Source organism: Antricoccus suffuscus, assembly GCF_003003235.1.
GTDB lineage: Bacteria > Actinomycetota > Actinomycetes > Mycobacteriales > Antricoccaceae > Antricoccus > Antricoccus suffuscus.
The window spans coordinates 47,908-71,747 of sequence record NZ_PVUE01000008.1 but is presented as its reverse complement, the minus strand read 5'-3'; the positions used below and the strand labels follow the sequence as shown (position 1 = coordinate 71,747).

General features: G+C 63.2%; 19 protein-coding genes and 1 pseudogene. 9 read left to right on the top strand and 11 right to left on the bottom strand.

The annotated features are described in order from the left end of the window. The first annotated feature begins 68 nt into the window (after nt 1-68). Nucleotides 69-1,634: a long-chain-fatty-acid--CoA ligase gene (locus tag CLV47_RS11020; RefSeq protein ID WP_170111038.1), complete on the top strand. Its 1,566-nt coding sequence runs from the start codon at nt 69-71 to the stop codon at nt 1,632-1,634. On the opposite strand, the gene CLV47_RS11015 is transcribed toward CLV47_RS11020, so the two are convergent. After that, the gene (locus CLV47_RS11015; RefSeq protein ID WP_146135358.1) at nt 1,627-2,634 is read right to left on the bottom strand and encodes a hypothetical protein; all 1,008 of its coding nucleotides are present in this window, start codon (nt 2,632-2,634) and stop codon (nt 1,627-1,629) included. The two genes, CLV47_RS11020 and CLV47_RS11015, sit on opposite strands and share 8 nt — an antisense overlap. Then, nucleotides 2,628-2,978, bottom strand: coding sequence for a GntR family transcriptional regulator (locus CLV47_RS11010; protein ID WP_106349097.1), 351 nt, complete (start codon nt 2,976-2,978; stop codon nt 2,628-2,630). The genes CLV47_RS11015 and CLV47_RS11010 overlap by 7 nt, the downstream gene beginning before the upstream one ends. A gap of 146 nt (nt 2,979-3,124) precedes the next feature. Between CLV47_RS11010 and CLV47_RS11005 the strand changes: the two genes are divergently transcribed. From CLV47_RS11005 to CLV47_RS10995, 3 genes are all read left to right on the top strand, one after another. Continuing rightward, a complete protein-coding gene (locus CLV47_RS11005) occupies nt 3,125-4,123 on the top strand; it encodes a nitronate monooxygenase (protein ID WP_202862520.1) in 999 nt (332 codons plus the stop codon). Nucleotides 4,124-4,125: 2 nt separating this feature from the next. Further along, nucleotides 4,126-5,169 (top strand): Gfo/Idh/MocA family protein, encoded by a 1,044-nt coding sequence (locus CLV47_RS11000; protein ID WP_106349095.1) that lies wholly within the window; start codon nt 4,126-4,128, stop codon nt 5,167-5,169. A gap of 179 nt (nt 5,170-5,348) precedes the next feature. Further along, nucleotides 5,349-7,208: an acyl-CoA dehydrogenase gene (locus tag CLV47_RS10995; RefSeq protein WP_106349094.1), complete on the top strand. Its 1,860-nt coding sequence runs from the start codon at nt 5,349-5,351 to the stop codon at nt 7,206-7,208. Nucleotides 7,209-7,220: 12 nt separating this feature from the next. Here CLV47_RS10995 and CLV47_RS22785 read toward each other — a convergent pair. The 4 genes and pseudogenes from CLV47_RS22785 to CLV47_RS10975 form a co-directional block, all read right to left on the bottom strand. Further along, nucleotides 7,221-7,509 (bottom strand): annotated as a pseudogene (locus CLV47_RS22785) (HipA domain-containing protein). Between the two features lie 201 nt (nt 7,510-7,710). Next, nucleotides 7,711-8,088: a VOC family protein gene (locus CLV47_RS10985; protein ID WP_202862517.1), complete on the bottom strand. Its 378-nt coding sequence runs from the start codon at nt 8,086-8,088 to the stop codon at nt 7,711-7,713. A 934-nt stretch (nt 8,089-9,022) separates the two neighbouring features. Then, nucleotides 9,023-9,382: an MmcQ/YjbR family DNA-binding protein gene (locus CLV47_RS10980; protein WP_106349092.1), complete on the bottom strand. Its 360-nt coding sequence runs from the start codon at nt 9,380-9,382 to the stop codon at nt 9,023-9,025. An 89-nt stretch (nt 9,383-9,471) separates the two neighbouring features. Continuing rightward, entirely contained in the window at nt 9,472-13,776 is a 4,305-nt protein-coding gene (locus CLV47_RS10975; protein ID WP_106349091.1) for a Tc toxin subunit A-related protein, read from the bottom strand. Between the two features lie 675 nt (nt 13,777-14,451). On the opposite strand from CLV47_RS10975, the gene CLV47_RS10970 reads away from it, so the two are divergent. From CLV47_RS10970 to CLV47_RS10955, 4 genes are all read left to right on the top strand, one after another. Next, a complete protein-coding gene (locus tag CLV47_RS10970; protein WP_106349090.1) occupies nt 14,452-14,796 on the top strand; it encodes an MGMT family protein in 345 nt (114 codons plus the stop codon). 38 nt (nt 14,797-14,834) lie between these two features. Next, entirely contained in the window at nt 14,835-15,326 is a 492-nt protein-coding gene (locus tag CLV47_RS10965; RefSeq protein WP_106349089.1) for a hypothetical protein, read from the top strand. A gap of 155 nt (nt 15,327-15,481) precedes the next feature. After that, entirely contained in the window at nt 15,482-15,784 is a 303-nt protein-coding gene (locus CLV47_RS10960) for an ester cyclase (RefSeq protein ID WP_202862516.1), read from the top strand. A gap of 253 nt (nt 15,785-16,037) precedes the next feature. Continuing rightward, nucleotides 16,038-16,352 (top strand): hypothetical protein, encoded by a 315-nt coding sequence (locus tag CLV47_RS10955; protein WP_106349088.1) that lies wholly within the window; start codon nt 16,038-16,040, stop codon nt 16,350-16,352. 1 nt (nt 16,353) lies between these two features. Here CLV47_RS10955 and CLV47_RS10950 read toward each other — a convergent pair whose 3' ends face one another. The 5 genes from CLV47_RS10950 to CLV47_RS10930 are packed head-to-tail and all read right to left on the bottom strand — an operon-like array spanning nt 16,354 to nt 22,582. Next, nucleotides 16,354-17,325, bottom strand: a complete 972-nt coding sequence (locus CLV47_RS10950) for an alpha/beta fold hydrolase (protein ID WP_106349087.1) — start codon at nt 17,323-17,325, stop codon at nt 16,354-16,356. Continuing rightward, nucleotides 17,322-19,136 (bottom strand): ABC transporter ATP-binding protein, encoded by a 1,815-nt coding sequence (locus CLV47_RS10945; RefSeq protein ID WP_106349086.1) that lies wholly within the window; start codon nt 19,134-19,136, stop codon nt 17,322-17,324. Before CLV47_RS10945 ends, CLV47_RS10950 begins: the two co-directional genes overlap by 4 nt. Nucleotides 19,137-19,138: 2 nt before the next feature. Beyond that, nucleotides 19,139-20,059 carry an ABC transporter permease gene (locus tag CLV47_RS10940; RefSeq protein WP_106349085.1) on the bottom strand — a complete coding sequence of 307 codons (921 nt, stop codon included), beginning with the start codon at nt 20,057-20,059 and terminating at the stop codon, nt 19,139-19,141. Next, nucleotides 20,056-21,006, bottom strand: a complete 951-nt coding sequence (locus CLV47_RS10935; protein ID WP_238145340.1) for an ABC transporter permease — start codon at nt 21,004-21,006, stop codon at nt 20,056-20,058. Before CLV47_RS10935 ends, CLV47_RS10940 begins: the two co-directional genes overlap by 4 nt. Before the next feature lie 4 nt (nt 21,007-21,010). Beyond that, a complete protein-coding gene (locus tag CLV47_RS10930; protein WP_202862515.1) occupies nt 21,011-22,582 on the bottom strand; it encodes an ABC transporter substrate-binding protein in 1,572 nt (523 codons plus the stop codon). 367 nt (nt 22,583-22,949) lie between these two features. On the opposite strand from CLV47_RS10930, the gene CLV47_RS10925 reads away from it, so the two are divergent. Next, nucleotides 22,950-23,819: a TetR/AcrR family transcriptional regulator gene (locus CLV47_RS10925; RefSeq protein ID WP_177557527.1), complete on the top strand. Its 870-nt coding sequence runs from the start codon at nt 22,950-22,952 to the stop codon at nt 23,817-23,819. Nucleotides 23,820-23,840: the final 21 nt, after the last annotated feature.

Genomic DNA, 23,840 nt, shown 5'->3' with positions numbered 1-23,840 from the left:
CCGCGCACTCGTCATGCAGAATGGGCCCCAGAAGTGTGACGCGCCGCATAGATGGATGGAGACCGCGCATGACTGCAGCACCACTGTCGATCCCGTTTGCCGATGGGGCCATGGGCAGACCAATTCGCCAGGTCGCCGACATCATCCGGCAAAGCGCGGAGGCGTTCGGCGACGACGTCGCGCTGCGCGAGGAGTCCGGCGACACCACCTATCGACGGCTCGATGAACGTTCCAGCCAGTTCGCGAATGCTTTGATCGCCGCAGGCGTCCAGCCCGGCGATCGGGTCGCACTCGTCAGCGGCAATAGCCACTATTTTCTGGAGATTGTGTACGGCGCAGCCAAAATGGGCGCCATCGCCGCTCCCGCGAACACCCTGCTGGCGCCTGCAGAGATCGTTCGGGTACTGAGCAGTTGCGATCCAACGGTGCTGTTTGTCGGCGCCGATGAGGGGGAGGCTGCACCTGCGACCGGTGCGGTCCCGAGCATCCGTATCAACCTCGATCCTGAGTCGTACGAAGAGTTCATCAAGGATCAGCCGACGACCGATCCCGGTCACCAGAGCGAACCAACCGATACCGGCGTGATCTTGTTCTCCTCAGGCACCACGGGCCTACCCAAGGGCATCAAGCTCAATGGCATCAACTTCAGCGGCAATTTGTCCGCGCCCGAGGACCACCTCGAGTTCGAGGGCACGCCTATCTCGATGGCGCCCGTGCCGTTCTTCCACATCACCGGGCTCACCTCCGCACTCAGCGCCAACTCCAAAGGCGGCGTACTGCTGCTCAAGATGCCCAATGGCCCGGGCGATCTCATCCGATTGCTCACCGAGGAGAAGGTGACGCACGCGGTCGGCGTACCGACGATCCTGCAGATGATCACGCAACATCCGGACGCGCAAACGGCCGATTGGTCCAACCTGAAGTTCTTTGGGTACGGCGGCGCCCCCATGCCAGTGGCGGTAATCAAGGCGGCCACCGAATTGATCGGCTGTGGACTATTCCAGGGTTACGGCATGACCGAGACGACCGCGGCAGTGACCGTGCTGTGGCCGGAAGATCATCTGCCGAGTCCTGGCCGCGAGAAGCAGATCGGGTCGGTCGGTCGGGCGCTCAACGACACCGAGATCCGTATCGTCGACATGGTCACTCGCGAGCCATTACCGGTCGGCGAGCGCGGCGAGATTCAGGTCCGCGGTTCACGGGTCACGGCTGGCTACTGGAACCGCGACGACGAGACGACCCGCGCGCTGTCCGAGGACGGCTGGCTGAGCACCGGCGACGGCGGTTCGCTCGACGAAGAGGGATACCTCTACCTCGCCGACCGGATCAAGGACATGATCGTCAGCGGCGGTGAGAACGTCTACCCCGCCGAAGTCGAGAACGCGCTGTCTGATCACCCACAGATCGCCGAGGTCGCCGTGATCGGCGTCCCGTCGGAGAAGTGGGGCGAGTCGCCGTACGCCATTGTCGTCAAGCGAGCCGGCACCGACCCCAGCGAAGAGGACATCATCAGCTGGTCTCGCGAACAGATCGCGCACTTCAAGTGCCCGGTCGGCGTGACTTTCGTCGATGCGCTTCCGCGCAACCCGAACGGCAAGATCCTCAAGCGGGTGCTGCGCGAACAGTTCAGCTAGCGCCCCTAGTCGCGTGCCGCAGTACGCCGTTAATGACGCCGGCGGCCTCGCGCGGGCTGGGCATCGAGATGACGTGCTCGTTGCCGTTTGTCATGCGCACCAGGAGAGCAGGACCGCTGCCCATGATCAGGTTGCGACCGTTGGGACGCATCCGCAGACCCCAGCCGCCGTACCGAAGCGGCGAGATCTTGTCCGCGTAGTCGGCGTGGTCGACGTCGCGCATGTGCATCGACATCGACGCGAACGGGATAGCGCCGGACCGTACGACGATCTTATCGTTCGTGATCCTGACGTTGTAGAACGCAAACTGGAGAGCGATGACGCCGGCGACCACGGCAATCAGCAGGCTCGGGCCCATCCCTACGAACACCAGCACTAGCGGGACCAACGTGACGACGAGCCCGATCGCGATGAGGAGGTCGCTGTGACCGCGGTGGCTCCAGGAAACACGCTCGGTCGGCGACACCTCGATCAGCGGCCGGTCGCTGTCGATCAGGCTCAGGTTCCGCTCGCTTTCGGGCACCGGGCCGTACACGTACAGCGCCAGCGCAGCGATCACCACTGCGCCGACGATTGGCCACAGCACATCGAGGGCGCCGGTGCGCGCGTCGTGCGCGTCTGTGAGGCCGTAGTTGGCAACGATGACTGACAGCAGCGCCGCGAACAGGATCATCGCGATACCGCTACCACCGGCGACTACCCAGCGTCGTACCGCGAACGACGTGCTCACGAACCAGACCACCCAGGCCAGGACGCACAGCGCGACCACAATGGCGGGCATCACCAACAAATTAGCCGTCCGCGAACTAAATCCGTCGGGTGGTGAGTTGGCAAACCCGCTGAAGTGCGATCCCATCGGATCGGGCAGGTGACTTTTGCTGAGCGCGACAACGACGACGGTCGCCGCGGCGATCGCGACAAGCAGCACCGACGCCACCCACCACTCTCGCGCGGTTTTGGGTGTCCGAGGCGGTTGCCTTGGAGTTGCCGTTCTCACCATGACCTCCTTAGTAGGTCTGTCAGCTCGTCCCGGCTCAGCCCACCGGAATGCGCGAGCCGGATGACGTCCTCGATTGCGTTGTGCAGCGCAGCGGTGGCCGCCGACGCCGTGCCGACAACACTCACGCCGCGGCCGCGACGTACTTCGAGCAAGCCGTCCTCCTGCAGCCGTTGGTATGCCTTTAGGACCGTGTGCATGTTGACGCCAAGGTCGTGCGCCAGCTGCCTAGCGGGCGGCAATCTATCGCCGGGATTCAGCGTGCCCGCCGCGATCGACTTGCGAATGCTCGCCGCGATCTGCCCGGTCAGGGGGACCGTGCTTCGCGGATCAACGCTAACGAACATGTTCTATTTATACTATAACAATTCGTCCCATCGCAAGCCGCGTATGTTGAGGGCGTCAGCTTTCCGAATGAATATCCAAGAGGTACACAGTGAAGCAAGGGCAACCGGGCGCTACATCACCTATCTACCAACGCCCGATCCCTATCGTGCAAGCACCAATGGCGGGCGCATGTACGCCGGAACTCGCGGCCGTGGTCTCCAACGCAGGCGGGCTCGGCTTCCTCGCCGCCGGCTACAAGTCCTGCGAGGGCATGGCCGCCGAAATCGACCGAATGCGCGCCCTCACGGCCGAGCCGTTCGCGATGAACCTCTTTACTCCGCAGCTCGACCGCACGGACGAGCTCGGCCCGCGCGTCGCGCGCTACCGGGACTCACTTGCCGCTACGGCACAGAAGTACGGGGTCGAGCTCGGCGTAGCGGCGTACGACCGCGATGACTTCGAGGCCAAGATCGCCTACCTGAGTGCCCATCCCGTCGCGGCCGTGACGTTTACCTTCGGCCCGGTCGACGTCGAGACCGTCACCGCGTTGCGCGCGGCCGGCAGCGAGGTCGGGTTCACCGTCACGTCCGCACACGAAGCGCGTGAAGCAGTCCGGCTCGGCGCAACCTTCTTGTTCGCGCAAGGCGCGGAGGCCGGCGGGCACCGCGGCACCTGGAATATCTCCGACGTACCCAACACCGACGACGCGGCCACCGTGACGCGGGCCGTCATCGAGGCCACCGGCCTACCCACCGTCGCGGCCGGTGGAGTCGACGGACCCGATGCGGTCAAAGCCCTGGTCGCCGCCGGCGCTTTCGCGGCCGGAGTCGGCACCCTCTTCGTGGCGGCCGACGAAAGCTCGAGCCCCGAACCCCACAAGGACGCACTCGCCAGCGGCGACTTCACCCAGGCAACCGTGACGCGCGCCTTCAGCGGACGGTTGGCTCGGGCATTGACCAACGACTTCGTCCGGGAGCATGACGCTGCCGCCCCCTCGGCGTACCCCAATCTGCACCACATGACCAAGACCATTCGCGGCGCCGCGGGCAAGGCCGGTGATCCGCAGGGAATGGCGCTGTGGGCCGGATCCGGTCATGCCAGCGCCATACGTCGACCGGCTGCGCAGGTCCTTGCAGACCTCTGGCCGACCGGCGCGGAGGGCTAGGCGTGGGCAAGCTGCCGGATGTCCGGATCGCCGTGATCGGCGCCGGCCGGATGGGTTCAGAACACACTTCGACGTTGAGTTTCGCCACCAAGAACGCGGTTGTCTCGCACGTTGTCGACCTCGACCTCTCGCGCGCCGCGGACGTCGCCGACCCTATTGAGGGCGCGGTCGCGACAACGGATGTCGACGCGGCAATCGAGGAGGCCGACGCGGTCGTCATCGCGGCGCCCGAAGATCGGCACCGGATGCTGATCGAAAAAGCCCTCGCCGCTGGCACGCCGATGCTGTGCGAGAAGCCGCTGGCTACGACTATCGAAGACTGCCTCGCGGTCGTCTCGGCCGAAAATGCCACCCACGGAAGGCTGATATCGGTCGGCTTCATGCGCCGCTTTGACCCTGGATACCGCGCGCTGCGCCGCTTCATCACCGAGGGCAACGACGGTCCGCCGCTGCTGATCCACAACGTGCACCGCAACGTCCAGAACCAATGGGAGACAACGGCCGACCAGATCCGCTACCTGCCAGTGCACGAGTTCGATGCGATCAGATGGCTGTCGGGCGAAGAGATCACCCAGGTCACGGCGTACACCGGCAAGCAGAGCGAGGGTAAACCTGCCGAACTCGACGACCCAATCTTCATTGTGTGCCGGACCGCGAGCGGCATCATCGCCGACATCGAAATGTACTCGAATGCCAAATATGGTTACGAAGTGCGCTGCGAGGTCGTCTGCGACTCCGGTACCGCAACGCTGGACGGTTCGTCGCGCAGCGCGACTGCCCCGGCCGCCATCGGCGACCCTCAATTAAACACAAATGTTTGTCGGGATTGGCGTGACCGGTTCTCCAATGCCTACCGCCTTGAGTTGCAGGCGTGGATCACCTCGGTGCGCGAACCGCAAACCGGCTTCTCCGAGCTGGCCTCGGCGTACGACGGCTACGCCTCGCTGCTCGTCGCGCAGGCGTGCATCGAGTCACTCGAGACGGGAAAGCCGGTCGACATCGAGCCGGTGACGTCAATCGGGCACATCGACACAAGCCGCCCCTAACCCGCCCCGCGATCCGTCACAAAATCCCCGCCCATCCGTCGCAAAGTCCCCGCCCATCCGTCACAAAGTCCCCACCCATCCGTCACGGGGTAGCTGGCGACCTCGAGCCCGCCGAGCATAAGTTACTCACGAGTAATATAGTGAAGTTACTAGCGAGTAACACCGTCTCTGGAGTCACCATGTCGCACTACAAAGCCAACCTGCGCGATCTCGAGTTCAATCTTTACGAGTTCTTGAAGACCAACGAGCGCCTGGGACAGGGCGCGTTCTCCGACCTCGACGAGGCGAGCGCGCGCGACTTCCTCCACCAGGTCCACAAGATGGCGACGTCCGAAGCATTTGGCGACTCGTTTGCCGATGCCGACCGCAATCCCCCGACGTACGACGCCGAAAATCACTCCGTCGCCATCCCCGAATCGTTCAAGAAGAGCTTCGCGATGCTCATGGACTCAGGCGGCTACAACCTCGACATGGCCGCCGAAATCGGTGGCACTCCCGCGCCACGTTCGTTGTGGTGGGCTTTCGCCGAGCTCATCCTCGGCGCCAATCCGGCGGCGTGGATGTACGCCGCGGGACCGGCCTTCGCCAACGTCTTCTGGCATCTGGCGACCGATGAGCAGAAGAAGTGGGCGGAACTGTTCATCGACAAGCTCTGGGGCGCGACCATGGTGCTCACCGAGCCCGATGCCGGATCCGACGTAGGCGCCGCGACCACCAAGGCATACAAGAACGCCGACGGCAGCTGGCATATCGAGGGCGTGAAACGGTTCATCACTTCCGCCGAGCATGACTTGACCGACAACATCATTCATTACGTGCTCGCCCGTCCCGAAGGGGTCGAAGGCGCCGGAGGTCCTGGCACTAAAGGACTTTCGCTGTTCGTCGTACCGAAGTTTCATTTCGATCCGAAGACTGGTGCGCTCGGCGAGCGCAACGGCGCCTTCGTCACCAACGTCGAGAAGAAGATGGGCATCAAGGTCTCGACCACGTGTGAACTGACGTTTGGCCAGAACGGCGTACCGGCGGTCGGTTGGCTGGTCGGCGAGGTACACGACGGAATCGCGCAGATGTTCAAGATCATCGAATACGCGCGGATGTTCGTCGGCACCAAGGCCATGGCGACACTGTCCACCGGTTACCTCAACGCGCTGGACTACGCGAAAACTCGTAAGCAGGGCGCCGATCTGACCCGCCAGACAGATAAGACCGCGCCGCGGGTCGAGGTCATCAAGCATCCCGACGTACGCCGGTCACTGATGCTCCAGAAGTCGTACGCCGAAGGCCTGCGCGCGCTCGTGCTCTACACCGCCTCCATACAGGAGAAAGTACAGATTGCGACGTACGAAAAGGATGCCGACAAGGCCAAGAAGTACGAGCGAATCAACGACCTGCTGCTGCCGATCGTGAAGGGCTGCGGCTCGGAGCGCGCCTACACGCTGCTGGGCACCGAGTCGCTGCAGACATTCGGCGGATCGGGCTTCCTGCAGGACTACCCGATCGAGCAATATGTCCGCGACTCGAAGATCGACACGCTCTACGAAGGCACGACGGCGATCCAGGGCCAGGACTTCTTCTTCCGCAAGATCGTCCGCGACCAAGGACAGTCGTTGATGTGGATCGCCGCTCAGGTGGAGCAGTTCGCCGCGAGCGACCCAGGTGACGGCCGGCTCAAGGAGGAGCGCGCTCAGCTCGCGACCGCCCTCGACCATGTGCAGTCGATGCTCGGCACGATGACTGCCGCGCTCATGAACACCCAGGAAGACCCGACAAGCATCTACAAGGTCGGCGAAAACACCTCGCGCCTGCTACTCGCTGCGGGCGATCTAGTGATCGCATGGCTACTGCAGCGGCACGCTGTAGTAGCCATCGACGCGCTTGATGCCGGCGGCGTGAGCGATGTCGACAAGGCCTTCTATGAAGGCAAGATCGCCAGCGCTCGTTACTTCGCGGCACAGGTACTGCCGAAGATCGCCGCCGAACGCGCGATCGTCGATGCCACCGACGGCTCGCTTATGGAGATCCCAGAGGCCGCCTTCTAGCGCAGGCGGCGTTCATTCATAAAAGGTGGAGCGGTTGAGGATCGAACGCTTCCAAAGCGCGGCGTGGTTGCGCGCGTGATCATCGTTGTTGCCTATGGCGACGTTGAAGACCACGCGCTGGAAGAGCGCTACGACTGATCTCGCGCGGCGCGCGGGCATACTCGAGAAGCACGTCCAGCATCTCGGGGTACGAACCGTAGCGCGCCCCGAGGAGTGCATCGAATCCCAGCAACGTCAGTCCCGACACGACGTGACGCCGTTGACCGCGAGCCGGGCGGTCGAATCGTTCGATGAGCAGCACATGTCTCCCAACTGATTGGATGATCTGTGCTCGGGGCACGTCGCAAGATTTCCTTGTCCATTTGTGTCGCGCGCACCCTAGGTCCCTTGCATGTCGTCGGGTCTACTGGTAGCCGTGCATATTCGATTTGGAACTCTTCGCTGGCCGGGATTACCCAGGTCGTGATCCTTCTCCTTGCTGTTGGGCGGAGAGGTTCGGTGCTCAGCGAGGTTCGTTCTCGTCGGTGTCTTCGAGGTAGACGAGTCCGTTGCCGTCGGGGTCGGTGAAGGAGAACATTGCCGGAATCCCTTCCATGCGGACCAGTTCCTCGTTATGCAGGGTCACCCCGGCCTCTCGGATCTTGTTGTGGGCCTGCTGAGCGTCAGGGGTGCCTAACCGGATCGCGACGGGAATCGGGCTGTCCGGCGGCAGAAGCACGAGGGAGACATTCGAGCCCGGTGGCACAACCTCGATCATCCGCGCACCCGGCCATACCTCCACGTCGGTGCGAAGTTCGCAGCCCAGCACCTCGGTGTAGAACTTCAACGCGAGGTCCTGATCGGCCACCGGAACCGACACGCTCAGCACTTTCGTCGTCATCGTCATGCTTCATTAGACCCCAGTGCGGACCGAAAGTCATTACGTCCTGCCACGACGACCGCAAGCCGGCAGGCGGCAGGCGGCAGGCGGCAGACGTTGCTCTGGATCGTGCCGCATGATGGTGCGCAAGCACCACTGGGAATCCTCCACCGAATACCCCGGCCACGCGAATTGGGCGCTCAACCGCCGCCCGACCATCGACAGCGTGAGCGAGTCCACCAGCCCAGATCCAGGTAATGCCACCACTCCTCGGCAGTTTTCGTGAACCGCCGATTCGGATACGGATTGGTCAACGACTCCAGCATGTAGGTCTCGGCGCTGAGTTCATGGTCGCCCGATCCCAGTCCCGCACGATCGCGTCTCGTTCGACTCTAGGTTGACGAGGGTAACCAAACTGAGGAAGCCTTGGTCGGTCTCACTCACCTCGTCGACACTGATTTGGTCGCGCAGGCTGCGGCACGGCGCCCTCGAGATCCTTGATCGACGCCGTCTCGGGGTGAATTTCGTATCCGATCTGACGCTAGGTTACGCGAGATTGAACCTGGCGCCATCGAACGAACTGCCATCTGAGTCCTCGCTACCGGAACGGCGATCAACCCCGCGAGTTCCGACGACACCTTCTCTGCCCAGTCTCCCCCTGCCGACGCCCATCGCGGACAACCGCCGGTTTAAAGAGCCACCGCACGTCGCCGGCCGCCGTCAGCCACGCCTTTTCGTCGGTGCCGCCACCTGCCACGCCGTGACGTCGACAATCGGGAATGGGCCTACCACGGCACCCGCGATATTCTGTCCGGCACACGAGTCGGTGCGGACCCAGCCTCCCGTTGCTGACACTCTCTGGTTACGAGGTTTCGACTGGCAAACCCGCTCAACCGGCGCATTGCGCCACAGTGGAATCACAAACGATTCGCCCAGTCGTCCCGGAGCGCACCTTTCAGCCCGGCCCGGTCGGATGCGCGAGATCGTAAGCGAGAGAGAGCTTCTTGGGGACGACCATGCGCCAAGCGTCGACGACGAGCTCGCGGGCCTCGGCCCGGTCGATGGTCGCAAGGTCGGCGTGTACCCAGTTGAAGCGCATGTCCGACACCGACGGCAGCTGAAACTTGCGCGGCTCGCTCGCGACGAGCGCCGAGCGCTCCTCCTTCGGGAACGCGAAACCCATCACGCGCTCGTCGAGGGAGAACGCGACGTAGACGATCTGCTTGACGCGGAACTTCAACCTGCCGCGCACATACACCTCGTACGAGCGCTCCAACTCGACTCCCAGCGGCCGCAGGTCCTCGATCACCGCCATGGGCAGAACCCGTCGATCATGACCCGGGGCCAGTCGCGTTTTCGCACGAGATCCAGTATCCGCCAGTGATCGCCATCGATCGAGAAGGTTTACGGAACGTCGTACTCGACCCAGAGCAGTACGTCGCGTGCCTTCGCCAGTCCCCCGGCACCGCCCGCGCGCGTGATCGTCAGCGACACGGCACGATCGGCACCACCGCCCGCGGCGGCGTTCAGCGGCTGAGCGTGTGACGGATCGCCATCATCGAGTACGCCGAGGTTGGACAGCGCGAGGCCATCCTCAATAACAAACGGGGTCGCCGGCCCACCGGTTGGCGCAAGTGTCGCGGAGAACGTCCCACCAGAAATACCGGGCAGTACGACGGCCAGATTGGTCACCACCCCGCTGGCCGGGACGGCGAGACGATCGAGCCCAAACGTCACCTGGATCGGACCGGTGGCTGCGTGCAATGTCGCCAGCCCCTTCGGGTCCAACGCGAGCGCCGAAACGACCATCGAGCGACTGACCGCTGGAGCGGGCCCGGTCACCGCGGGGGTCCGCGCGTCGTACCCCGCCTCCAAATCGAAGGTGATCCGTACGTCGGCGAGCCGTTGCAATCCGGCGGGATTGGCCGCAGGCGGCAGTTCGAGGGTCCAGGTCGTGGTGAACGCCGCCCCCTCGAACGGCATGAGCTGCTCCCCGGGCATGCCGTGCAGCGCACCGTCACTACGAATCCGAAACTCGCTGATCGGGTAGGCGTCGGCGTACCTCAGCAACGGCACCCGCGCGTCGCCCGGTGCGCGCCGTAGCAGCGAAAACCCGCTGTTGGTAAGCATTCCCGCCGCAGCGACCGCCGTTCCGGGGACGTCGACCGCGACCTCAACGGCCCGAATCCGGTGGCCGAAGGTCCCCGGGTACGCCGCCAGTAGGTCGTCGTCGCTCAACGAAAACGTGCAGCGCCCGTCCCTCTTGAGCTGACCGAACGCCAGCGGCAGGTCCCGCGCCAGCGAGTAGGTCCGAGTGATCGGCACACTGACGCGGGCAGCACCCAGGCGGACGGCCTCGAGTTCGGCGAGATCGAGCGCAAGTCGGTCCGGGCCGCCCAGGTCACGCATGCGCGGATCGAAATAGCCAAGTTTGATTAGCCGCATCGGGCTCGCCAGCCGGTAGGCCAACGCCCGCTCGGCAAACCACGCCGCCTGACCCGCCAGGTCGAGGTAGCGATGCAGTGATCGGCCAGCGACACCGGCCAGTGCATCCCAGAAGTCACGATTGAGGAAGCGCTCGTTCTGGTAGTTGACCAAGTCGCGGGCGTAGGCAAGGTCGGTGACTGCGATCTGCCCCTGCAACTGAGTGATCGCGACGTTGCGCTCCTGCACCCGCACGCCGGCCTGCGCAGCGGGGAGCGCCTCATTGATCAATGCGGTCAGGTCACCTTGCCGTTTGGTCGCCGCATCCGCCATGCCTTGCAAGGTGGTCGTGCTGAGGACTACGAATGCGCCGTACGCACCGAGTACGGCGAAACCTCCCGCCGCGCTGCCCAAACCGGCCGCCTCGGCACCGCCGCCCGCCCCGGCTCCCCCGCCGGTTCCCTGGCCCAGGCCAAGCGCCTCGCCCGCGCTGCTTCCGCTCAACGCGCTGTACCCCTCCGACACGGACTTGCCAGTGTCGACCAGCGAACTGACGCTCGACTTCATGCCGCTGAAGTAGTCCGAGAACTGGCTGAAGATAGAGTTTTTGTCCTCGATCTCGGCCTTTTTCGCGGCGATCAACTTCTGTACGTCGGCGACCGCCTTCTGCGCCACGACCACGCCGGCTTTGGCGATCTCGACGAGTTCGGTCGAGATCTGCACGGTAGCGGCGGCCTTTTGTTCCTGCGCCTTCGCCGCGAGCATGTCGAGGTCGAGTTGCTCGACCCGGCCAAGATAGGTGAGGTAGTCACTTTGCGCGGACCTGGCGCCGCTGACCCATCGCTGGGCGGCATCGACAAGTGTCTGATATCGCAGCGTGGGTACCGCGTCTTCGTGGTAGCCGTAGAAGTTCAGCCCCGCCTCCAGCTGCTGCATTGCCAACCTGGCCCTGTCGATCTGGTTACGACGCCGAGGGTTTTCGGTCAGGCCCATCCACGGTGCGATGTGCAGTTGGCGAGGAAGGTAGGCACTCGTGCCGGGATCTTCGCCATGCAGAAAGATCACTGACTTATAGAGCTCGCGGGCGCGTTCAAGGAGCGCCGCGTCGTCGGTCCGGTACAGCGCTTCGGCCCACGCCAAGATCGCGTCTGCCTGGGCGATTCGGGCATACCGCTCCTCCAGCAGGTGCAGGATCGGCGGGTCCGGCGTAAGTACGTCGCGGGGCGGCCGATACTGCGGCGTCAAACTGAACGGTTCGAGGAGGTTGCGCTGCTCGTCGTACATCAACCGCGCGGTGTACGGACGATCGCCAAGCTGGTCGTTCCAGCGCAACTTGCCGGCGACCACGCGGGTTTCCACGCCGACCGAGTCCGGGTAGCGCACCATGCCGGCCGGGGTCCCCACCATCGCAATCCCGACGAACAGCCCCGTCACCTGAGCGTAGGCATCCACCGCACCAGGCAGATCGCCGAGCCCGGTGCGGATGCTCGCGCGCAGCATAGGCAGCACGAACGCCTGCTGGTAGGTCCTTTTACGCGTTGCCTGATCGCGGGCGTCGCGAAAACTAGACACGTCCTTCCAGAGATCGGCGGGCCGGCTGAGTTCGTAGAAGCGCTCGAAACCGTCCGGCAAGTACGAGGAGCGGGTGCCCGTCAGCGCGGTGATCGTCGTAACCTTGACCTTCCTGCGGCGGCTGAAACTCAGCGGCTGGGCCCAGCCGCCGACGGTCAAGTTGGGCTCCCAGTCTTCGCCGGCCTTCGGGCTGGGCGACGCGGTCTGCAGGAGGTGTTCGGCTTCATCGGCGAGCCGGGCCGCCGCACCGAACTGCCGCGTGTCGATCGCCGCGACGAGTTCAGTCAATTTGGCGTCGGCGACGCCGTACGAGAGAAGAAATGTGGCCGAGCGGTGGACCTCATCCATAGTGGCGAAGTTGCCGTTGTACGACGAGATAGACGACGTCGCAAGATCGCGGTGATACTCGAGAAACTTCTTGCGATCGTCGGTGAGCCAAACTCCCAGCGCGACGCCCTCGATCTGCGTGCGCAAGGCAAACAGGTTCTCGGGGTAGAACGGCTGCTGTCTGGCGAGCCACTCGTCGAAGCGAAGGAAGAACGGCGCCGACCCGACTACTTCCTTCCACAGAATCGTCTTGCCCTCCGTCCCGGGCAGCTGAGGTTCGATCACGTTGTCCGGCGGCTCTATTGGCCCTTGCGCCGTGTCACTGAGGATCCGCGACAGCGTGTAGACATTGACCCTCACCGGAGTCGACAACGTGGTGTCGGGTTCACTAAGTTGGAGCCGGTAGCGGTTGGCGAATTCCTGGACACTTATCGGCGCAGCCGCGAGCAGCACGTCCAGGTGCTGCCGGTCGGCAGCGGTGCCCTGGACCGGAAGCGACGCCGCCGGAATCGCGAAACCGAAACCGGAACCTTTCGGCGCGGTGAGGATCGCGGTCACGATGGGTATGAGCAACCGGTTGAGCGGCACCTCGGTGCGGTCCGCGGTCATGAAGTCCTGGAAGAAGCGGTGTGGCAGCTGACGCAGCACGACGTCGGGGAATGACGTTGGATCCGCGATGACGCCGAGCTTCTGCTGCTGCGCGAACAGGACGAAGACAGTGCGAAGGTAGTCGCGGTAGGACTGATCGTCCGGCAGCGCCCACGGGAACGTACCCCAGCCAAGACCCGGCTTGGTGAATGTGGGATCGATGGGGAACAGGACGCCGGGCCGGTCGGTGAAGTCCCCGATGGGGACCAGCGTGAGGTCACCATTTCGCACGCTGGGCGGGTCGACGATCAACCCGTCCGCGGCGATTTCGCCATGCCCACTCAGCTCGCGCGCCAATCGGTCGATCAGCGTTACGCGGTCGCTCGCCGAAAGTAGCCGTACCCCGCTGTCTGGTGCGGGGTCTTGCAAGTCCGCGATAAGGTCTTCGGCCCGCACGAGCCTGCGCGTGACCAGATCGTCGGCCAGCAGGGCGAAGGAGTCGGGTGAAATATCCTCGGTGATCTTGACGGCGACCGAGACCGTTTCGCCGCCGTCGAGCGCCGCATGGTCGACGAGCACTCCATTCGCATCCCCGCTCGCCACGCGCACGAATATCTCGCTGCGCCATTTATCGGGGTCGATCATCAACTGAGCGAATCCGTCGGGGCCGGTGCTGGCATGGGCCAGTACAGCGCCGTCTTGGAGATATGCCTCTACCGCGACCGATCCGAGGGGTACGCCGGTGTCAGCGTGACTGGCCTGGATCCGAACAGCAAGGGGTTGGGCGTCCTTGAGCATGTGGAACTCCGGAATGTGCGCCAGCCAGCAAAGGGGTGATGGAGTGCTACCAAAAACGTGGACTTAACACAGTCAGTATGACTCTCCGGAAGCGTGCAAACAATGGCCTATTTCGCCCTTGCTCTCCCGTGCGCGCGGCGCCGATGTCGATCGGGTTTTCCAATTCTGCCATCAATTGAGCCAGATCGCCTGGTTCATTTGCTCCGTCATCATCACCACGAAGATTCGACTGTTCCCGGCGCCGGACGATAAAAGATATCGGTGCCGTAATAGCAGATGCGTTCGGCGGGCATTAAGAACCAGTGGCGCCGTAGGCAGTGAAGCTTGAAGTGCAGGACATTACTAATCCAGCATTCCCATTCGATAGAGGCGACGCTGCCGCATCCGGGGCACGTCATGAGCGGTATTCCTCGATCACTTTCAAGCCCATAACGATCAGTCATCGTCAACTCTCTTAGGCGCGCACGGATACCGTCCGCTCACTCGGCGTTTCAATCAGGAGACGGACTTCGCGCCGCAGACGTGATACCGCTGCCGATGCGGTGCGCTATTTGCCTCGAAACTCACATTTCCTCTCCTTGATCTCACGCATCGCGCGACGGCGTACGTCTTCTATCTGAGACCGGGTGGAGCTCCGAGATCGGAGCCCTCGCTGGATACGAAAAGGGAGCACGAATGTATACGCGCCACGCTCTGGTAGAGACCAAGATCGAACAGGTCATGATCGTCGCGAGCGACAACGTAGTCACGCGGCTTTGCTTCATGCACGGCACTAATCAGCCGTCGCCGGAAACCTCCGGCGAGGAGGTTACTATCGGTCGGGACGACCCGCGCTCAGAGCGGGTAGGCAAAGCGGTGGACGCTAACTCGCTGTGCATCTTCATTCCCTGCCATCGCGTGCTCAGCGGGGATGGCAGGCTAACCGATTACGCCGGTGGCCCTGAATGGAAGCGAGCCTTAATGGATCTCGAATCATCCGCTCAGACGCATGCCGGACGCTGGTTCTTTTGCGACCGATGAACGAACACTCCTCGAAGGCACGGCGAAGAGTCCTGCCATTGGCCAGTCCCCTGCTCTCCACGGCGGTAACTCTCGAAGCGGACGCGACGATCACAGCCGCGGAAGTCGCCACCATCATCGAGCTCGCTCACCGACGTCGCGCGCGAACCGTTGTCATCGGCTCGGGACGCAGCACTAACGCCATCGAGACAACCCGAGCGATCGGTGCGGCCTGGGACATGGCCGGCGGCCAAATCTTGGACGCGATTACGTGGCCAGAGATAGGTGCATCATGGTTGCGTCAGGCGACGCGTTTCGCCAGCGCCGACCCCGACCTTTGGATCATGACCGGACCAGCAACTGGCTGGGCACAAATGACCCGGCGATTGTTGTGGTCGACCCACTGGACACCTAGCCGAACACTGGCGACATCCGGCATCGGAAACGCTCGCGTTCTCGCACTCGTCGGCCTCGCCAACCTTAACGGCCTCACCGGTGCGGCCGCGGATGGCTCGGAGTGGTCTGTGTCTTCCGACGCCCTCACTCCCTAATTCGACCTTCATCCACAGGTCATCTCGCCCAGGCAATCGCCGCTGCTGCAACGAAAAGGTGCTCGTCATCTCACGGACCACTGCACGAGAACGTCTTCCAGATATCGGCGGTCACACTTGCCCGCCGACTACTTATACGAGACAAGGAGAGCACCATGTCGCTCGAAGAGAACAAGGCAGTCGTCGGACGGTGGTTCACCGAATTCTGGGGCAGCGACTTCAACCCCGCTGTTATTGACGAACTCGCCTCCCCCGATATCCGCTTTCACTACTCGCTACACGAGCCAATGACTGGCCGCGACGAGGTCCGTGACTTTGCAACCCGTTTCCGCACCGCATTCCCCGACCTCAACTTCTGGGGTACCGCCGACCTCATCGCCGAGGGCGACTATGTGTCGGCCAGTGGGAAGGTGGCGGCACCCACAGCGGCCCCGCCGCCTTTGAAGATCTGCCAATAGGCTCCGTTTCTGCTGCCTCCGGTAAGACCATGCACTTCACCGGGACAACAGTTCTGAAGTTCGTCGACGGCCTCATCGTCGAGGAGGTCGGACTCGACGACGGCGTGACGGTCCTCCAACAGCTCGGCATCATCCCAGCCGAGTAGGCGTGTAGCCAGACAAGACGCACCGCGGGGGTCGGGCGCTCTTTGCCCGACCCCCGAGTTTCTATAGGGCCCGATCATGCAGTTGTGACAGACGAGGAGGACCGGCGATGCCGGGACCGAACGAACAGAACCGCATCGGAGGCGCAAACGGCGAGGGCGGCGCCGATTGGTCGCGCGATCGCCGCGGGCTCTCTAACGTCGAGATGCTGCCCCGGCTCGCCGAATTGCTCGAAGTTCCGCAACCCCCAAACACCGTATGGAGGGCCGCGACGGTGACTCTGTTCGCGACCGATCCCGCCAACATCACCAGCGCTTATCTGCAGCACATACAAGACCTTGACTGGCAGGTTCCCGAAGAGCAGCTCTTGATACTCGCAAGCAGACTCTTACAGCATCGCGCCGAGCACACCGAACCGATGTAGCTCAGGGTTTCCAGGGCTGCAATCCCAGCCAGCCGCCATTCTCGAGTGCGGCTGGTACGGCAGACCCATCGATCAGTCGAGTCCCGTCGGCGTCGCTGATCAGGATCTTGTCATCGAGCGTTGCCACGTCGGCGATGATCTGATCCCAATGCCGGTACTGCACGTCGTGTCCTTCGCCCTCATACACGCGGCGCGCCCGGACGTTGGACAACAGACTCGCCCAGTGCTCCATATAAGCGATCGGCACGGCGGCGTCCTCGGTGCCCCAGTACAAATACACCGGCGCCGTCACCGCGCTTAGGTCGGGAAGCGATCGATTTCGCAGTTCCATCGCGTGTAGCAGCGGCGCAGGGTCGCCCATCTGACCGCGCACGAAGAACTCCCGTACCGCTTCCTCGTACGTCGAGTCGGCGAATCCTGGGATCCGGTGCACCGGGCTGTCCCCGGTGTAGCGCCACCAACTCACCGGATCGGTGGTGAGTGCGCGCACGGACTCCTCGGTCACCGGCAGCCGCGGATGGTCAGTTAGCTGGCTTGAAAACGCACACGCAATATGGAATGAGCGGATCCGTTCGGGCCGCATTGCAGCCACCTCGGCGGAGTACGGACCGCCACCGGAAATCGAGATCAGCGAACAGGTCTCGACCTCAAGTTTGTCGAGTAGCCAGTGCACGTCTGCGGCGTACTCGGTCGGACCGTACGCCGGATCGAACTCGGTTTGCCCGAGACCGTTGCGCTCGACCGAGATCACCCGGACCTTCAGCTCCTGTCGAAACGTGCGCGCGAACTCGAGCAGTCCGAATGCACGCACCGTCGTACCTGCGCCGCCGAAGAAGACCAGTGTCGTCCAAGATGGATCGCCTTCGTCGATGTAGTGCAACCCCCGACCCTCGGGTGTCGTGGTGCTCAGCACGGTGGGCCCTAGTGGATCGAAGGCCCGCTGGCCGGCGAAGCTCAATGACGTGTCACTCATGAATCTCCTTGTTGACGTGCAGGAAGCGACACCGGCAACGCGGACTGCGGCAGCCGCAAGTTCGGCGTACTGGTGATCAGCGACCGCGTATAGGGATGTGCGCTATCGGTGAAAGCGTGCTTGACATCGCTGACCTCGACGATCTCGCCGTCTTGAAGTACGGCGACCCGCTGCGCAATGTTGCGCACCAGAGCGATGTTGTGAGTAATGAACAGCAGGCTCAGACCCATCCCGATCTGCAGTGACTGCAGCAGCTCGATCAGCGATGACTGCACCGATACGTCGAGGGCCGAGGTGATCTCGTCGCAGATGAGCACTTCCGGTTTTGTCACCAGTGCCCGGGCAACAGCCACTCGCTGGCGCTCGCCACCGCTGAGCTGATCGGGATATCTACCGGCCATGTCCGCCCGCAAAGCCACCCGCTCCAGGCTTTCGGCGACCAGTGACTCGGGATCGGCCACTTTTTGCTTCAACGCGCGCAGCGGTTGAAGCACCAGTTCACGGACAGTTCGGCGTGGGTTGAGCGACTCGTACGGGTCCTGGAAAATGTATTGGATCCGGCCCCGCTGCGTCGGCGTACGGGAGAAACTGCTCGCCGCGAGCGCCTCATCGCGAAAGGTCAGGTCGCCGTCGAACTCCCGATGCAGACCGGCGATGATGCGTGACAGAGTTGTCTTGCCGCTACCCGATTCACCCAGCAGCGCAAGACATTCGCCAGCCCGCAGCTGAATTGACACATCTTCGAGGACCACCAGTTTGCCGTATCGACCGCGAATGTTCTTGGCATCGAGGAGGACTTCGGCCGACTGGTCCTTCGTCTCCGGTGGCAGGGTGTGATGCTCCGGTGGCGGCAGCGGTACGCCGATCCGGTGGCAGCGGGCGAAACTTCGCTCGCCGATCGTCCGGGGTTCGGGCGCCGATGTGCGGCACGCTTCTTCGGCGAGCGGGCACCGCGGAGCAAAATCGCAACCGCCAGGTCGATTCATCGGCGAGGGCGCATAGCCGCCGATACCGACCATGGGCCGCGCCGCATGCAGATCGGGTACGGCGAGCAGCAGCCGATTGGTATAAGGGTGCTGCGGCCGGGCGAGCACCTGCTCCATCGGCCCGAACTCGACGACCGAGCCGGAGTACATCACCGCGATGTGATCGACGAGCTCCGCGACGACGGCCATATCGTGGCTGATGTAGACCGCGGCGCACTGGTACATCTGGCACAGTTCGCGCACGGTTTGCAACACCGTCGCCTGCGTGGTGACATCGAGACCGGTGGTCGGTTCGTCGAGCACGATCAGACGTGGACGAGATACGAACGCCATCGCGATGGCAATGCGCTGCTGTTGACCCCCGGAGAGCTGATGCGGGTAGCGCCGTAAGAACTCTCGCCCCTCCGGCAGCGCGACCTCTTTCATCACTTCGCGGATGCGCTGCGCCCTGTCCGAAGGCGAGGTCGTCGCGGGCATACATTCGTCGAGCTGCGTTCCGATCCGCAGCGCCGGATTGAGTGCCGCGGCCGGGGACTGGGGGATGTACGCCACCGTGCCGCCGCGTAACGCCTGGAGGTCGTTGCCCTGCAAGGCGGTGATCTCGTTGCCGTCGATGACGATGCTGCCGGCCGAGATGTACGTCCCGGACTTGCAGTAGTTCAGCAGCGCTAGGCCGAGCGTCGTCTTGCCAGACCCGGATTCGCCGACCACACCCAGTACTTCGCCAGGCAGTACCTGGAGGCTGATCTGTCGCACGATCTGCGCATCAGAGGGGCGGCCAGTGATCTGGAGGTCTTGTACGTCGAGGGTTGGGTTCGTGGTCATCGCTACTTTTCCACCCCTCGGCCGATTCCTGCTGAGGCACGCGCGATTCCGTCGGTGATCAGGTTGGTGCCGACCGTCAGGATCGCGATTGCGACGACGGGAAGTAGTACCGGCCACATCTGGACGGTGATGCCGACGCGGTTCTCATTGATCATCAGGCCCCAGTCCGCGGCGGGCGGCTGCAGGCCCAGTCCGAGGAAGTTCAGACCAGCCACAATGCCGATGGAGTAGGTCAATCGCAAGCCAAATTCAACCGCGAGAGTGCCGGTCGTGTTGGGCAGGATCTCGGTAAGCATGATCTTCCAGCGAGGGATGCCGACCGCCTCGGCAGACTTAACGAAGTCCCGCTCGACCACACTCAACGCGGCACCGCGCATGACGCGCGCTACCCGAGGCAAATGAGCCAGGCCGACCAACAACACCATCAGCCACATCTCTGGCCCAATAATGCTGAGGAACAGCAGCGCCAGCACGATCTCGGGGAATGCGAGCGCGATATCGCCAAGCCGCATGATCGTCTCGTCGATCCAGCCTCGTCGGTACGCCGCCAGTATCCCGACTAGGGCTCCCCCGCCCACGCCCAAGATGGTGGCGAGGACGGCAAGTATCAACAGCGTGTGCCCACCACCAAGAAAACGGCTCCACACGTCTCGGCCGAGTGAGTCAGTGCCGAAGACCGTCCCGCTCGAAGACTGTTCGAACGGCTTCCCCACAAACTCGGTCGTGGTGTACGGCGCGATCAGTGGGCCGAGCACGACCACGAGGATCACGATCGAGACCAGCACGAGTCCGATTTGTGCGCGGCGCTGGCGAAGGCTCCGCGCGATCAGCCCCCGCCGCGTGCCGCCCGACCCTGAGCCGCCGATTTGCGCGGGCGGAGAGCTCGAGCTGTCGGGTTTGTCCTGCGCTGGTAGTGCGGTCATCGCGCCGCCGTCCTAACTTTGGGGTTGGCGACGAGCGAGATGATGTCGGCGATCAAATTCACCACGATGTACACCGTCGCGATAATCAGGGTGAGAGCCTGAATCACCGGGAGGTCGCGGTTGCGGACCGCGTCGATCAGCGCGTTGCCGATTCCCGGATAGCGGAAGAGGAATTCGATGACGACCGCGCCGCCCATGAGGTAGGCGAGCTGCAGCGCGATCACCTGCACGACTGGGCCCACGGCGTTGGGCAGGGCGTGGCGCAGTAGAACCGTGCGCTCGGACAGGCCTTTGAGCCGGGCCTGCTGGACATACTGGCTCTCCAGCACCTCCAACATGGTCGCCCGCATCGACCGGACGATGTAGGGACCAACCGACAGCACCAGCGTCACTACGGGAAGGATTAACTGGGTGGGATTGCCCCACGCCGGCCCGGTTCCGACGTACACCGCGGGAAGGATTCGCAGCGCTCCGGTGGCAAACACGATCACGAGGATCATGCCGACCACAAACTCGGGGACCGCCGCGAAGATCAGCGTCGCGCTACTAGTCACGTGATCGACGAGCTTGTCCCTGCGCAACGCGCTCCACGCTCCAAGCGCGAGGGCGATCGGCGTACTAACGATCGCGGCCGCCGCCATCAGGACGAGCGAATTCAGGAACAGCGGCCCGATCACCGTCGTGACCGCCCGGCCGTTGGATAACGAACTGCCGAAGTCGAGAGTGAACACCCCGCCGAGCCACTTGAAGTACTGGCTGATCGGTGACTCGTTGAGATGAAGCTGCTCGCGGAGTGCGGCGAGCCGGTCGGGGGTCGCCTGGCGGCCCAGAATCGCTTGCGCGGCGTCGCCGGGCAGCGTCTGGGTCGCCAGGAAAATGACCACCGAAATCACCCACAGTATGAGGATTCCGACGAGGACTCGTTTGGCAATAAGCCGAAACATCATGCGCTTATTCGCTGACCCACACCTGGCGGAACCGATAACCGGTCAGCGGTATGCCGCTCTTGTCAGGGGTCAGCCCATGCACCTTCGTGGCGTAGGCGTCGATCGCGTTCGGGAAGCCCCACACGATGTAGCCGCCGCGGTCATACTCGATCTTCTGGGCCTGCTTGATGAGCTCGCAGCGCTTGCCCTTATCGACGGTCGTCAGCGCCTGCTCGGCGGTCGTCACCCATTCGGGATCGGCCCAGTGCGTCTCGTTGTACGGCGCATCCGGCATCGAGCCCGCCTGGATCTGTGAGAGGTAGCCATGCGTGAAGTAGAAGTCCTGGCTGAAGGTCCATTGCAGGTACTGGTCGCCGTAGAATACGCCGGGGTCGACCTTCTTGACGTTGATGGTGACGCCCGCCTTCTTTGCCTGCTGCGAGAAGACCTGTGCCGCTTCGACGAATCCGGCCGCGACCGGTGAGGTCACCAGGTCCACCTCAAGGTTCTCCTGTCCGGCTTCCTTGAGCAGTTGCTTTGCCTTCTTGATGTCTTGCTTACGCTGCGGGATATCGCTGGGATAGCACTCGTCGAATCGCGAGTACATATCGTTGCCGATCTCGCCGTGCCCGGCCAGGACTTGATCCACCATCTGCTGGCGGTTCACGATCAACCGGAAAGCCTCGCGGACCTTTGGATCATTGAACGGAGCCTGGTCCACGCGCATGGTGAACGGAGTGAATCCGGAGGTCTTGCTCTCAAGGATTTTCATCTGCGGGTTCTGCTTCAGGACCTTGACCTGGCCGAGCGGGACCTGGTCGACGGCGTCGACCTGGCCGCTCAGCAATGCGTTGACCCGAGCGGTGTCATCTGGGAAATCCACGATGGTGACGTCGTCGAGATACGGCTGCCCGTCGCGCCAGTAGTTCGGATTGCGCTCGAAAGTGCTCTGCTCGCCCGGCGTGAAGCTCTTGAGCATGTAAGGACCCGAGCTCACCGGGTTTTTCGGGTCGTAGTCGGCAGGGACGATACCGGAGGAATAGCCCGCGACTTCCTCCTTGAAGTTGACCTTCGGCGCGGTGAAGTGGATCTCCAGTGTCCGGTCATCGACCTTGACGAAGCCATCGCGATCGAGGGTCTTCATCGAGGCTGTCCCGTTGGTGGGATTGTCCGGATCACTGATGCGCAGGTACGTCGCGATGACGTCGTCCACCGTGATCGGTCGACCGTCGCTGAACTTGATGCCGTCGCGCAGCTTGACGGTCCAAATGGTGGCATCCGCGTTGGAGGTGACACTGGTGGCCAGGGCGGGCTCCGGCTCAAGGTTCGTGTTCATCTCAAGGAGGCGGTCGTAGAGCTGAATAACACGCGCTTCGTCCGGATGGGTCACAGCCTTGTGGGCGTCAAGTGAGTCCTTAGCCGAGCCACCGACCACTCCGACAGTCAGAGAGCCACCTGAGACCGGCGTACCGGATTCGGCATCGGAATTACCGGAGTCCGACGAGCAACTCGTGAGCGCGGTGACCGCTATCAGCGCCGCGCCAAGTGTCGCTATCGCGCGCCGTGATCGGCGCCGCCTGAAGTTTCCCAAAGTCACGAAGTCTCCTCGAATGCCTTGCGTTAGATGCATTTCTTGACTGATGTGTCAGTCAGCCGCGTTCCATATTCTGGTGCGTAGTCAGGCCTGTCAAGTCACGACAATCGCGACTGAAGCCCGCACTCCAAGGCGTCGACCACGCTCGACGCGGGGCCTTCCGCAGACGGTAGGTTCGCCCAGAAGTCTCGACGTACTGTTACATTCTCGCAGGCAGAAGCATATATTATCGAATTGCCGAGGCTCACCTGGGACCACCACATCGACGGCGTTGGCCCCGCGCGCCCGCGCTCAACAATAGAGTTCAACGGCCCGTGTCTGGCACCTCCTGCCTTGCGAATATCGCAATCAAATGGTTATGCTTCCCGGCGTGCAGGAAGCAAGTGCAGCGCCCGGGCGGCGCATTCGATCGGCATTGGCCGAGCGTTCGACGAGCCAACTTCAGTTGGCATCTGCCATCGGACTGGACCCCACAAAGCTGTCCAAATCGCTGTCCGGGCGGCGGCGTTTCGAGGCTATGGAACTCAAGCGGATCGCCGACTGCCTCGGGGTGTCTCTCGACTGGCTCGCAGGCGGGGACGAGCCAGCGCTAGCTATGCCGGAAGTGACCGCTCCCCCAGAAAGGGCCGCCCTGTCGGACCAGCTGTACTCGGGGCCGAAGGGCGACACTCGGCAGCGCATCATCGAGGCCGCGTGGCCGCTCATCGCCGAACGGGGCCTGCATTCGGTGCGCGTGAGCGACGTGGCCGAACGATGTGGCGTCAGCTCGGCCGCCGTGCACTACCACTTTAGAAACCGCCAGGAGATGCTCGAGGAATCCTTGCGAGTATCGGTCCGCGACGCCTACGACAGGCAGGTCGCCGAGCTGGAGTCGATCAGCGATCCGCTCGAACGGCTCCTGCACCTGCTGGAATTGCAGATGCCGTTGTCCGAACCGATGCTGCGCGAATGGTCGATCTGGCTGCAGGTCTGGTCCGAGGCCGCACTCAACCCGCGAATGCGTGATGTCCATGCCGCGGCGTACGAACGGTGGCAGAGCACGGTGCGAGGCGTCATCGAGTTTGGCCAACAGCAGGGCACGTTTCGGCGATCCGACGCCGCGTTACTCGCGTTGAAGGTCACCGCAATGGTCGACGGCCTGGGGATTCAGCTTGTCGCTGGAAACGCCCAACACACAGCAGAGGGCATGCGCGAGGTGCTGCGGGACTTCGTACAGACCGAACTAGTCACACCAATCTAAGCAATGGAATAGGACGGAAAT